Here is a 12,930-nt window from a genome sequence, read left to right on the forward strand (position 1 = left end):
GAATGACTCAGTTTCACCGCATCGCCGCCCTGCTGGCCCTGGCCTTCGTACTCGGCGGTTGCACCAGCAAACCGGTGTACAACGCCAAGGAAGAGTTTTCCAGCAACCTGGGCTTCACCGACGCACAGATGAGCCGTGCCATTGTCACGGCGCTGAATGACCGCCAGTGGGTCGTGCAATCGGTACGTCCGGGCATGATCAAAGCCGCCATCACTGTGCGCGGCCGCCATCACGCCGAAGTCGACATTCCGTTCAGCGCGACTTCGTTCGAAATCGACTACCGCAGCAGCTACGGCCTGGACGCCAAGGACGGCAAGATCCACGGTAACTACAATCGCTGGGTCAATCGTCTGCGTGACAACGTACTCAAAGAGCTGTCGATCAACCCGGACATCGAATCCGTCAATAACCTGGGCATCATCAAGCAAGGCGCCGATGAGCCGACTTACCTGAGCTTCCGTGAAGGCGTCAAACGCGCTACCGACGCCGGCCTGCTCGACGGCAGCGTGAAGTTCTACCTGGCCGGCGAAGTGCTGCCCAACCAGGTGCGCAAACTCGACACCGTCAGCAGCAGCCGCAAGACCAACGGTTCGAACAAATCCGACGCTGACGCCTGCTTCTGGGCGCTGCAATCGGCCCTCGCGACCTTGCAGGCAGCGGCGAAGAAAGCCGATGCGAATGCGGTAATCAACATCGCCAGCGTCGACCAGCGCGACCTGTACAAAGACACCGAAAAATTCCAGTGCCGCGCCGGGCTGGTGGTGTCGAGTGTGGCGTTGCGCGGGGATCTGGCGCACGTGGATTGATTGAGCCGTCGGAAACGACAAAGGGCGCCATTCGGCGCCCTCTTCACTTTCAGCATCTACACTCGTCCAGACAGTCCCCGCATCGTGCCTGCCGGAACAGCGAGCCCGATCGCTCGAACACTCGCGGTTCTCTTTCATCGTCAAGGAGATGACCATGCAAGCGAAAGCCCTGATCGCCGCCGCCCTTTTCTGCCTGCTGCCCGGTACCAGCCACGCCACCAATCTGATGTACATGCCGTTCGAAACAGTCGTGTCGGATGCAATGCGCGCCGGGCGGCTGGATGGCAGTGTGAAGTTTTATCTGGTTGGCAACGGGCCTCAGGGAACTCAGCGGCTGTTGCAGCGCGGGGTAGTCAGTGACTTGAAGACCAACGGCTTCAACAAGAGCGATCACGACTCCTGCGAGTGGGTGTTGCAGTCGAACCTGATTGCGCTGCAGGCCGAGGCCAAACGCGTCGGGGCGAATGCGGTGACCAATATCGTCAGCTACTACGACCAGCATGTGCGCAAGGATCTGAACACTTACGAATGTCGGGCCGGCATCTTTGTCACGCGGGTGGCGTTGAAGGGTGATCTGGTGCGGCTGCCCTGATCAAACGGCTTCAACCTTGCGCGTGAGCAATTCGACAAACGCCTTGGCCATCGGCGATTTCTGATCCTTGCGCTGCACCAGCCACACCGCCGTCACGGCTTCGGGATCGAGCAGCGGTCGGTAGACCACGCCGTCGATGCGCATCCGCTGATACGACGCCGGCATGACCGACACACCCAGACCTGCGGCCACCAGCCCGATGATGGTCATGGCTTCGCCAGCCTCCTGGGCGAAGTGCGGGCTGAACCCGGCGTCGCGGGCCAGGCTGATCAGTTGCGAATACAGACCGCTGCCGTAGCTGCGCGGGAAGAACACGAACGGTTCGAGGGCCAGCGCCGAGAGAAACAGCCCCTCTTCAGAGCCCTGCGCCAGCGGATGTTTGGAACTGAGCACGGCCACCAGCGGCTCGCGCATCAGTTCGACCACGCTGAGCGAATCCGGCAAACCCAGCGGGCGCATGATGCCGACCTCGATCGACTCGTCCACCAGCGCGTCAGCGACCATGGTGCTGCTCATCTCCCGCAGGTTCAGGTGCACGGCCGGAAAGCGCTGGCGGAAGGAAAAAATTGCCTGGGGAATGGTCGAGTTGAATGGCGCCGACGAGGTGAAGCCGATCTTCAATTCCCCCAGCTCGCCGAGTTGTGCGCGGCGGGCTACGTCGGCCGCTTTATCGACTTGCGCGAGCACCAGCCGCGCTTCCTCCAGAAACAGTCGCCCGGCCTCACTCAGCTCGACCCGACGATTGGTACGCTCGAACAGTCGCGCGCCGACTTCCTGCTCCAGCGCCTGAATCTGCTGGCTCAGCGGTGGCTGGGAGATACCCAGCACCTGCGCGGCGCGGCCGAAGTGCAATTCTTCGGCAACGGCGATGAAGTAGCGCAGATGACGTAATTCCATGGGCACCTCATTAGGTCGTGAAAGCTATCAAACAGGTCGAACAATATATTGGATAGAAACATTAGCCAGCTATATGATTTTTTCATTGCCTGCCTGCCCGCGCCCCCCGAGGTCTGATGTGAAAACCGCCGTCGCTCCACTGGCCCATGAAGTCCCGCCCGCTGCGGCGGACGATGTACTGACCGAACTGCAAGAAATCTACATCGAGAAAGGCACGCCCGCGTTCATGCGCACGGTGCTCGCGCTATTCAGCGGCGGCTTCGCCACCTTCGCCCTGCTGTACTGCGTGCAGCCGATGATGCCGTTGCTGTCCCACGAATATTCGATCAACGCGGCGCAGAGCAGTCTGATTCTTTCTGTGGCCACCGGCATGCTGGCATTCGGTCTGCTGATCACCGGCCCGATTTCCGATCGGGTCGGGCGCAAGCCGGTGATGGTTGCCGCGCTGTTTGCCGCGGCCCTGTGCACCATCGCCAGCTCGATGATGCCGAGCTGGCACGGTGTGCTGATCATGCGTGCGTTGATCGGGTTGTCGCTGAGCGGCCTGGCGGCGGTGGCAATGACGTACCTGAGCGAGGAAATCCATCCGCAGCACATCGGTCTGGCGATGGGTCTGTACATCGGTGGTAATGCGATTGGCGGAATGAGCGGTCGGTTGATCACCGGTGTGCTGATCGACTTCGTCAGCTGGCATACGGCGATGATGGTGATCGGCGGTCTGGCGCTGATAGCGGCGGCGGTGTTCTGGAAAATCCTGCCGGAGTCGCGCAACTTCCGCTCCCGCTCGCTGCATCCGCGCAGCCTGCTCGACGGCTTCACCATGCACTTTCGCGATGCCGGCCTGCCGCTGCTGTTCCTTGAAGCGTTCGTGCTGATGGGCGCGTTCGTCACCCTGTTCAACTACATCGGTTATCGCCTGCTGGCCGAGCCGTACCACATGGATCAAGTGTTCGTGGGGCTGTTGTCGGTGGTGTACCTGTCGGGCATCTACAGCTCGGCGAAAATCGGTTCGCTGGCCGACAAACTGGGTCGCCGCAAAGTGCTCTGGGCCACCATCGCCCTGATGTTCGCCGGCCTCGCCCTGACGATGTTCACACCGCTGCCGCTGGTGATCATTGGCATGCTGATCTTCACGTTCGGCTTCTTCGGCGCCCACTCGGTGGCCAGCAGCTGGATCGGCCGCCGGGCGCTCAAGGCCAAGGGCCAGGCATCATCGTTGTACCTGTTCAGCTATTACGCTGGTTCGAGCATCGCCGGGACGGCGGGCGGGGTGTTCTGGCACATGGCGGGATGGAACGGGATTGGCTTGTTTATTGGCGCGCTGTTGCTGGTGGCACTGTTGGTGGCGTTGAAGCTGGCGAAGTTGCCGCCGCTGGGTGGCGTCAAAGCCTGATTCACGCCCACAAAAAAACGCCCGGCATAAGCCGGGCGTTTTTGCTTTCTACCATTAGCGCTGAGCGCCGATTACTCGTGATACTGCGCCGACAACTCGTGCACCGCGCGCAGGAACGCGCCGGCGTGTTCCGGGTCGACTTCCGGGGTGATGCCGTGGCCGAGGTTGAACACGTGGCCGCTGCCCTTGCCGTAGCTGGCGAGGATGCGCCCGACTTCGGTGCGGATCGCTTCAGGTTTGGCGTACAGCACGGTCGGGTCCATGTTGCCTTGCAGCGCGACTTTGTCGCCGACGCGGGCGCGGGCGTTGCCGATGTCGCAGGTCCAGTCCAGACCCAGTGCGTCAGCGCCGGCGTCGGCGATGCTTTCCAGCCACAGGCCGCCGTTCTTGGTGAAGAGGATCACCGGCACCTTGCGACCGTCGTGCTCGCGGATCAGGCCGCTGACGATTTTCTTCATGTAGGCCAGGGAGAATTCCTGATACGCCGCCGCCGACAGGTTGCCGCCCCAGGTATCGAAGATCTGCACCGCTTGGGCGCCGGCCTGGATCTGGCCGTTCAAGTAAGAAGTCACCGACTGCGCCAGCTTGTCCAGCAGCAGGTGCATGGCTTGCGGGTTGTCGTAGAGCATCGCCTTGGTCTTGCGGAAGTCTTTCGACGAGCCGCCTTCGACCATGTAGGTGGCGAGGGTCCACGGGCTGCCGGAGAAACCGATCAGCGGTACACGGCCGTTCAGCTCGCGGCGGATGGTGCTGACCGCGTCCATCACGTAGCCGAGGTCTTTGTGCGGATCCGGGATCGGCAGGGCTTCGATGTCGGCCTGGGTGCTGACGACTTTCTTGAAGCGCGGACCTTCACCGGTCTCGAAGTACAGGCCCTGGCCCATGGCATCGGGAATGGTGAGGATGTCGGAGAACAGGATCGCCGCGTCCAGTTGCGGATAGCGGTCGAGGGGTTGCAGCGTGACTTCGCAGGCGAATTCCGGATTCATGCACAGGCTCATGAAATCACCGGCCTGGGCGCGGCTGGCGCGGTATTCCGGCAGGTAGCGGCCGGCCTGGCGCATCATCCACACAGGGGTGACGTCTACGGGTTGCTTGAGCAGGGCGCGGAGGAAACGGTCGTTCTTCAGGGCAGTCATGTCGGCATCCGGAAAAAAAGTGCGGGCATTTTCTCAGAGCGCGACGCAAAAGGCACGGATGCAGGTCAGCCTTTTGTCTATCGGGTCAATTTGTCGCGCTGGAAATGCGCTATCAGCAACACTGAGAAACAACTGTGGGAGCGAGCTTGCTCGCGAAGAGGGCTTCACATTCAACATTGCTGTTGGCTGATCCACCGCTTTCGCGAGCAAGCTCGCTCCCACAGGTTTATTGCGTTTGGCTCAGGATCGGGGCTTAGACGCCCAGGTAATCCAGGATCCCTTCAGCCGCATTGCGGCCTTCGAAGATCGCCGTCACCACCAGGTCGGAACCGCGCACCATGTCGCCACCGGCGAAGATTTTCGGGTTGCTGGTCTGGTGCTTGTACTGACCTTGCTCGGGCGCAACGACGCGGCCCTGGCTGTCGGTCTGGATTTCGAACTGTTCGAACCACGGCGCCGGGCTCGGGCGGAAACCGAAAGCGATGACCACGGCGTCAGCCGGGATGATCTCTTCGGAGCCCGGGATCGGCTCTGGGCTGCGACGGCCACGGGCGTCCGGTTCTCCGAGACGGGTCTCGACCACCTTCACGCCTTCGACCTTATCCTCGCCAACGATGGCGATCGGCTGGCGGTTGTAGAGGAATTTCACGCCTTCTTCCTTGGCGTTCTTCACCTCTTTGCGCGAGCCGGGCATGTTCGCTTCGTCACGACGATAAGCGCAGGTCACCGATTTGGCGCCCTGGCGGATCGACGTGCGGTTGCAGTCCATCGCCGTGTCGCCGCCGCCCAAAACCACGACCTTCTTGCCTTTCATGTCGACGAAATCTTCCGGCGACTTTTCAAAGCCCAGGTTGCGGTTGACGTTGGCGATCAGGAAGTCCAGCGCGTCATAAACGCCCGGCAAGTCCTCACCGGCAAAACCGCCCTTCATGTAGGTGTAGGTGCCCATGCCCATGAACACGGCATCGTATTCGGCGAGCAGTTGCTCCATGGTCACGTCCTTGCCGACCTCGGTGTTGAGGCGGAACTCGATGCCCATGCCGGTGAAGACTTCGCGGCGATTGCTCAGCACGGTCTTCTCAAGCTTGAACTCGGGGATGCCGAAAGTCAGCAGACCGCCGATTTCCGGGTTCTTGTCGAACACCACCGGCGTCACGCCGCCACGCACCAGCACGTCGGCACAACCCAGACCCGCCGGGCCTGCGCCGATGATCGCGACACGCTTGCCGGTCGGTTTGACCTTGGACATGTCCGGGCGCCAGCCCATGGCGAACGCCGTGTCGGTGATGTACTTCTCGACCGAACCGATGGTCACCGCGCCGAAACCGTCGTTAAGGGTGCAGGCACCCTCACACAGACGATCCTGCGGGCACACCCGGCCGCAGACTTCCGGCAGGGTGTTGGTCTGGTGCGACAGCTCGGCGGCCTGGAGGATGTTGCCCTCGGCCACCAGCTTCAGCCAGTTCGGAATGAAGTTGTGCACCGGGCACTTCCATTCGCAGTACGGGTTGCCGCAACCCAGGCAGCGGTGGGCCTGGTCGGCCGACTGCTGGGGTTTGAACGGTTCGTAGATTTCCACGAACTCTTTCTTGCGCTGACGCAACAGTTTCTTCTTCGGATCCTTGCGCCCGACATCGATGAACTGGAAGTCGTTATTCAGACGTTCAGCCATTGTTAAAACCTCATCAAACTCTTCAGGCGCATATCACTGCGGGTTGGCACGGGTGCTGGAAAGCAACGACTTCAGGTTGGCAGCCTTCGGCTTGACCAGCCAGAAACGACGCAAGTAGTCATCGAGGTTCTCGGCGAGTTCACGACCCCACTCGCTGTCGGTTTCCGCGACGTACTCGTTCAGCACGTTCTGCAGGTGGCTGCGATAGGCTTCCATCGCCTCGCCGCTGATCCGCTGGATTTCCACCAGTTCGTGGTTGACCCGGTCAACGAAGGTGTTGTCCTGATCGAGCACGTAGGCGAAACCGCCGGTCATGCCAGAGCCGAAGTTGTAACCGGTCTTGCCCAGAACGCAGACAAAACCACCGGTCATGTACTCACAGCAGTGATCGCCAGTGCCTTCCACAACCGTGTGGGCACCGGAGTTGCGCACGGCGAAACGCTCGCCTGCGGTGCCGGCGGCGAACAGCTTGCCGCCCGTGGCGCCGTACAGGCAGGTGTTGCCGATGATGGCGCTTTCCTGAGTCTTATAAACGCTGCCCTTCGGCGGCACGATGGTCAGCTTGCCACCGGTCATGCCTTTGCCGACGTAGTCGTTGGCGTCGCCTTCCAGGTACATGTTCAGACCGCCGGCGTTCCATACGCCGAAGCTCTGACCTGCAGTGCCCTTGAAGCGGAAGGTGATCGGCGCTTTGGCCATGCCCTGATTGCCGTGCTTGCGCGCGATTTCGCCGGAGATCCGTGCGCCGATCGAACGGTCGCAGTTGCAGATATCCAGATCGAACTCGGCGCCGCTGAGGTCGTTGATAGCCGACGTCGCCATCTCGACCATTTTCTCGGCCAGCAGGCCCTGGTCGAAGGGCGGGTTGCGCTCGACGCCGCAGAACTGAGGCTTGTCCGCCGGGATGTGATCGCTGCCCAGCAGCGGAGTCAGATCCAGGTGATGCTGCTTGGCGGTCTGGCCTTCGAGGATTTCCAGCAGATCGGTACGGCCGATCAGCTCTTCGAGGGAACGCACGCCCAGCTTGGCCAGCCACTCACGGGTTTCTTCGGCGACGTAGGTGAAGAAGTTCACCACCATGTCGACGGTGCCGATGTAGTGATCCTTGCGCAGCTTCTCGTTCTGGGTCGCGACGCCGGTGGCGCAGTTGTTCAGGTGGCAGATACGCAGGTATTTGCAGCCCAGCGCGATCATCGGCGCGGTGCCGAAACCGAAGCTTTCGGCGCCGAGGATGGCTGCCTTGATCACGTCGAGGCCGGTTTTCAGGCCGCCGTCGGTCTGCACCCGGACCTTGCCGCGCAGGTCGTTGCCGCGCAGGGTCTGGTGGGTTTCGGCCAGGCCAAGTTCCCACGGTGCGCCAGCGTATTTGATCGAGGTCAGCGGCGAAGCACCGGTGCCGCCGTCGTAGCCGGAGATGGTGATCAAGTCCGCATAGGCCTTGGCCACACCGGCGGCGATGGTGCCGACGCCTGCTTCAGCCACGAGTTTCACCGAAACCAGCGCCTTCGGGTTGACCTGTTTCAGGTCAAAGATCAGCTGCGACAAGTCTTCGATCGAGTAGATGTCGTGGTGCGGCGGTGGCGAAATCAGGGTCACGCCCGGTACTGCGTAACGCAGCTTGGCGATCAGCCCGTTCACTTTACCGCCCGGCAGTTGCCCGCCCTCGCCCGGCTTGGCGCCCTGGGCGACCTTGATCTGCAGCACTTCGGCGTTGACCAGGTATTCCGGGGTTACACCGAAACGGCCGGTCGCGACCTGCTTGATTTTCGAGCTCTTGATGGTGCCGTAGCGCGCCGGGTCTTCGCCGCCTTCGCCGGAGTTGGAACGCGCACCGAGGCGGTTCATGGCTTCGGCCAGGGCTTCGTGAGCTTCCGGCGACAGGGCGCCCAGCGAGATACCGGCGGAGTCGAAGCGCTTGAGCACCGATTCCAGCGGTTCGATTTCACTGATGTCCAGCGGCGTGTCGAGGGTCTTGACCTTGAACAGGTCGCGGATCATCGACACCGGACGGTTGTCCACCAGCGAGGTGTATTCCTTGAATTTGGCGTAGTCGCCCTGCTGCACGGCGGCTTGCAGGGTGTTGACCACGTCCGGGTTGTACGCGTGATATTCACCACCGTGGACGAACTTCAGCAGACCGCCCTGCTGGATCGGCTTGCGCGGACTCCAGGCTTCGGTGGCCAGTGCTTTCTGCTCGGCTTCGATGTCGACGAAACGCGCACCCTTGATGCGGCTCGGCACGCCACGGAAGCTCAGGTCGCAGACTTCCTCGGACAGACCGATGGCTTCGAACAGCTGCGCACCGCGATAGGACGCGATGGTCGAGATGCCCATCTTCGACAGGATCTTCAACAGACCTTTGGTGATGCCTTTGCGGTAGTTCTTGAACACCTCGTAGAGGTCGCCCAGCACCTCACCGGTACGGATCAGATCGCCCAGCACTTCGTAGGCAAGGAACGGATAGACCGCCGAAGCGCCGAAGCCGATCAGCACGGCGAAGTGATGCGGATCGCGTGCAGTGGCGGTTTCAACCAGGATGTTGGAGTCGCAGCGCAGGCCTTTTTCGGTCAGGCGGTGGTGCACCGCGCCGGTGGCGAGCGAAGCGTGGATCGGCAGTTTGCCCGGGGCGATATGGCGGTCGCTCAGAACGATCTGGGTACGACCGGCACGCACGGCTTCTTCAGCCTGATCGGCGACGTTGCGGATCGCCGCTTCCAGCCCGACGCTTTCGTCGTAGTTGAGGTCGATGATCTGCCGCTCGAAACCCGGGCGGTCGAGGTTCATCAGCGAACGCCACTTGGCCGGGGAAATGACCGGCGAGCTGAGGATCACGCGCGAAGCGTGCTCCGGCGATTCCTGGAAGATATTGCGCTCGGCACCGAGGCAGATTTCCAGCGACATCACGATCGCTTCACGCAGCGGGTCGATCGGCGGGTTGGTCACCTGCGCGAACTGCTGGCGGAAATAGTCGTACGGCGTGCGCACGCGCTGGGACAGCACGGCCATCGGCGTGTCGTCGCCCATCGAGCCAACGGCTTCGTAGCCTTGTTCGCCAAGCGGACGCAGTACCTGATCGCGCTCTTCGAACGTGACCTGATACATCTTCATGTATTGCTTGAGCTGATCGACGTCGTAGAAAGCCGAACCGTGATCGTTGTCTTCCATGGTCGCCTGGATGCGCAGGGCATTCTTGCGCAGCCATTGCTTGTACGGATGACGGGATTTGAGACGGTTGTCGATCGCGTCGGTGTCGAGGATCTGCCCGGTTTCGGTGTCCACGGCGAAGATCTGGCCCGGGCCGACACGGCCTTTGGCAATCACGTCTTCAGGCTTGTAGTCCCAAACGCCGATTTCCGACGCGAGGGTGATGAAACCGTTGGTGGTAGTGACCCAGCGCGCCGGGCGCAGACCGTTACGGTCGAGCAGGCACACCGCGTAGCGACCGTCGGTCATTACCACGCCCGCCGGGCCGTCCCACGGCTCCATGTGCATCGAGTTGTACTCGTAGAACGCACGCAGATCCGGGTCCATGGTTTCGACGTTCTGCCACGCTGGCGGAATGATCATCCGCACGCCACGGAACAGGTCGATGCCACCGGTGACCATCAGTTCGAGCATGTTATCCATGCTCGAGGAGTCGGAACCGACACGGTTGACCAGCGGGCCGAGTTCTTCCAGATCCATCAGATCGTTGGTGAACTTGGTGCGACGGGCCTGGGCCCAGTTGCGGTTGCCGGTGATGGTGTTGATCTCGCCATTGTGGGCGAGGAAGCGGAATGGCTGGGCCAGCGGCCATTTCGGCAGGGTGTTGGTGGAGAAGCGCTGGTGGAACACGCAGATCGCGGTTTGCAGGCGCTCGTCGCTCAGGTCCGGATAGAACGCGGCCAGGTCGGCCGGCATCATCAGGCCTTTATAGATGATGGTCTTGTGGGAAAAACTGCAGATGTAGTGGTCGGTATCGGCGGCGTTGGCCACCGACGAGCGACGACGGGCGCTGAACAGCTTGACCGCCATGTCCTGATCGCTCAGGCCTTCGCCACCGATGTACACCTGCTCGATCTGCGGCAGGCGCTCAAGGGCCAGGCGGCCGAGGACGCTGGTGTCGATCGGCACTTTGCGCCAGCCGATCAGTTGCAGGCCTTCGGCCAAGATCTCGCGGTTCATGTTCTCGCGAGCGGCTTCGGCCTTGGCCGGATCCTGATTGAAGAAGACCATGCCCACGGCATATTGCTTGGGCAGCTCGACGCTGAAGGTTTCCTGGGCAATGGCACGCAGGAACGCGTCGGGCTTTTGAATCAGCAGACCGCAACCGTCACCGGTCTTGCCGTCGGCATTAATCCCACCGCGGTGGGTCATGCAGGTCAGGGCCTCGATGGCCGTTTGCAAAAGGGTATGACTGGGTTCGCCCTGCATATGGGCTATCAGGCCGAAACCGCAGTTATCCTTGAATTCATCTGGTTGGTACAGACCTGCTTTCATAGACACTTTCTCACCAGGCTGCCTCTTTTCGAGGCAAATTTCTTTTCAATTCAACCACTTGCATCTCGCGCCGAACGTACGCCGGCTTAGCGGGGGCAAAAGGGTGGTCATTGTACACAGCGACACAGAGGCTCACAAATTTGACGACGAAATGTCGCAAATTCATGTCGCATTTGTGAAAGGTTTAAAGCGATCTGCTGTGCTAGTCAAAACTTTTTTAATTTTGACCGCAACGACTCAAAGACTACTGTGACGCAGACACCACAAGGCACGCGGCCCGTAAGGGCGGCGCGCACTTGTAGAAATTTTGAGGTGCTTGGAGAGGCGGCCTGGGTAAGGCCGCCGAATCTTCAGCGAGTTGTTGCCAGTTCCTGTTGGACGCTGGCGACAGTGCGAGGCCAAGGTTTACCAGCCTGAACCTTCGCTGGCAAGGCCTTGATGGCAGAAACGGCTGCATCACGATTGGCAAAGTTGCCGTAGGTGATCACGTAGAGAGGCTTGCCGTTGAGGACTTTCTTGAAATAACGGTACTCGCCGCCCTGCTCCTTGACGAAGCTTTGCGCGGTCGCTTCGGAGCTGGTGCCGAGGATCTGCACCACGTAGTTGCTGGTCGGCTGACCGGCGTACCAGCTGCCACCGGCGGCCTTGGCGACGGCGACCGGCTTCTCCGCAGGTTTGGCGGCGGCAACGGGCTTGGCAGGTGCCGGAGCCGGTTTGGCCGCTGGAGCGGCTGGAGCAGGCTTGGCGGTAGCGACCTGAGTCGGTGCCGGGGTCGGTTTGGCTGCCGGGACTGGAACCGGAACTGGCGTCGGTGCAGGGCCGGCCTGAACGCCCGCTGGTGGCGCGGTGGTGGTCACGGTCGGTGGCGTGTTGCTGGAGCCTTCGACCGGCACGCCGTCGTCGCCTTCAGTGATGCCACCCGCCGCTTCAGCCAGCGGGCCGCGCATCACCGGCTGCGAGTTGCCGACCAGCGGCAGCGGCATCGGCTGGGTATTGCCGTTGAATTCGACGGACGGTGCGCCACCCGCCTGTGGCGTGCCCTGGCCCAATGGCAGTTGCGCCTGCTCGTTGGCCGGCGCACCGGTGGTCGGTGCCTTGTTGCGACCCGGCATCAGCCAGGCGGCAGCGACCGCGACCACAACGACGGCGGAAATCGCCAATACGTGTTTCTTCGGCATGTTGAACCCCATACTTGGACGCTTGACCGCAGAGCGGCTGGCAATCATGACTTCGATCAGAGCATCGCGAGCGACCTGGTTGATGTTGCCGGGCCAACCCTCGGAGCTTTCGTGAATATCAGAGATCTGATCCGCGGTGAAAAGTTCGACACCCCGGCCCGCGCCTTCGAGCCGCTGGTCGAGATACTCGCGGGTTTCTTCTTCGGTGTACGGCTGCAATTCGATGACGTGGAAGCGCTCTTCCTCGAGGTGCAAAGCCTCGAGCTGGGCGATCAACGACGACTCACCGAACAGGAACACATGCGGGCGGCCTTCCGGTGCGCCGGCGCCCAGCGCCATCAGCGCTTCAAGCGCGGACTCGTCGAGCTGCTCGGCATCGTCCACCAGCAGATAGACTTCCTGACCGGTCAGCGCGAGCTGCACGACCTGGTCGAGGATCGCCCCGACTTCGGCCTGCGCCACGTCCAGCGCCTGGGCGATCTGGCGCAGCACACCGGCTGCATCGCCGGCGCCACGGGCGGAAACAACGACGCTCTGCACCGATTGCTTGTTGGTGCTGGCCACCAGCGCCTGGCGCAGCAGGGTCTTGCCGCTGCCCTGCGGGCCGGTGACCACCAGCAGCAACTGGCTGTAACGCGCCAGATGATGCAACTGACCCAGCACCGGCTTGCGCTGGGCCGGGAAGAATTTGAAGCCCGGCACCCGCGGCGCGAAAGGGTCGTGACTTAACTGGAAATGGCCGAGGAACGCCTCGTCGGCATGCAAACTAGTCAT

Annotated in this window: 8 protein-coding genes; 3 read left to right on the forward strand and 5 right to left on the reverse strand. The window is 61.7% G+C overall.

Going from position 1 to position 12,930, the window contains the following annotated elements; all coding sequences use genetic code 11:
* Positions 1-2: 2 nt before the first annotated feature.
* Positions 3-806, forward strand: a complete 804-nt coding sequence (locus AC1Q9F_RS14080) for a hypothetical protein (protein ID WP_207984792.1) — start codon at positions 3-5, stop codon at positions 804-806.
* A gap of 154 nt (positions 807-960) precedes the next feature.
* Complete coding sequence (locus tag AC1Q9F_RS14085; RefSeq protein WP_492620076.1) at positions 961-1,398, forward strand: excinuclease; 438 nt, start codon at positions 961-963, stop codon at positions 1,396-1,398.
* Here the strand turns inward: AC1Q9F_RS14085 and AC1Q9F_RS14090 are convergent, their stop codons facing one another.
* A complete protein-coding gene (locus tag AC1Q9F_RS14090) occupies positions 1,399-2,295 on the reverse strand; it encodes a LysR family transcriptional regulator (protein ID WP_492620075.1) in 897 nt (298 codons plus the stop codon).
* Positions 2,296-2,413: 118 nt separating this feature from the next.
* Between AC1Q9F_RS14090 and AC1Q9F_RS14095 the strand changes: the two genes are divergently transcribed.
* Positions 2,414-3,688, forward strand: a complete 1,275-nt coding sequence (locus tag AC1Q9F_RS14095) for an MFS transporter (protein ID WP_207984790.1) — start codon at positions 2,414-2,416, stop codon at positions 3,686-3,688.
* A 71-nt stretch (positions 3,689-3,759) separates the two neighbouring features.
* Here AC1Q9F_RS14095 and hemE read toward each other — a convergent pair whose 3' ends face one another.
* The 4 genes from hemE to AC1Q9F_RS14115 form a co-directional block, all read right to left on the reverse strand.
* Positions 3,760-4,827: a uroporphyrinogen decarboxylase gene (hemE, locus tag AC1Q9F_RS14100; RefSeq protein ID WP_207984789.1), complete on the reverse strand. Its 1,068-nt coding sequence runs from the start codon at positions 4,825-4,827 to the stop codon at positions 3,760-3,762.
* A 253-nt stretch (positions 4,828-5,080) separates the two neighbouring features.
* Positions 5,081-6,499, reverse strand: a complete 1,419-nt coding sequence (locus tag AC1Q9F_RS14105; protein WP_007909438.1) for an FAD-dependent oxidoreductase — start codon at positions 6,497-6,499, stop codon at positions 5,081-5,083.
* Between the two features lie 33 nt (positions 6,500-6,532).
* Positions 6,533-10,978 carry a glutamate synthase large subunit gene (gene gltB / locus AC1Q9F_RS14110; RefSeq protein WP_207984788.1) on the reverse strand — a complete coding sequence of 1,482 codons (4,446 nt, stop codon included), beginning with the start codon at positions 10,976-10,978 and terminating at the stop codon, positions 6,533-6,535.
* A 350-nt stretch (positions 10,979-11,328) separates the two neighbouring features.
* Positions 11,329-12,930 (reverse strand): AAA family ATPase, encoded by a 1,602-nt coding sequence (locus AC1Q9F_RS14115; RefSeq protein ID WP_207984787.1) that lies wholly within the window; start codon positions 12,928-12,930, stop codon positions 11,329-11,331.

It is taken from the genome of Pseudomonas sp. GW823-FHT04A03, from assembly GCF_058796615.1.

What these genes read in the sequence shown, in the direction of transcription:
- AC1Q9F_RS14090 (WP_492620075.1), bottom strand. Translation starts at nt 2,295, where the DNA reads ATGGAATTACGTCATCTGCGCTACTTCATCGCCGTTGCCGAAGAATTG.
- hemE (WP_207984789.1), bottom strand. Translation starts at nt 4,827, where the DNA reads ATGACTGCCCTGAAGAACGACCGTTTCCTCCGCGCCCTGCTCAAGCAA.
- AC1Q9F_RS14080 (WP_207984792.1), top strand. Translation starts at nt 3, where the DNA reads ATGACTCAGTTTCACCGCATCGCCGCCCTGCTGGCCCTGGCCTTCGTA.
- AC1Q9F_RS14105 (WP_007909438.1), bottom strand. Translation starts at nt 6,499, where the DNA reads ATGGCTGAACGTCTGAATAACGACTTCCAGTTCATCGATGTCGGGCGC.
- AC1Q9F_RS14085 (WP_492620076.1), top strand. Translation starts at nt 961, where the DNA reads ATGCAAGCGAAAGCCCTGATCGCCGCCGCCCTTTTCTGCCTGCTGCCC.
- gltB (WP_207984788.1), bottom strand. Translation starts at nt 10,978, where the DNA reads ATGAAAGCAGGTCTGTACCAACCAGATGAATTCAAGGATAACTGCGGT.
- AC1Q9F_RS14115 (WP_207984787.1), bottom strand. Translation starts at nt 12,930, where the DNA reads ATGACTAGTTTGCATGCCGACGAGGCGTTCCTCGGCCATTTCCAGTTA.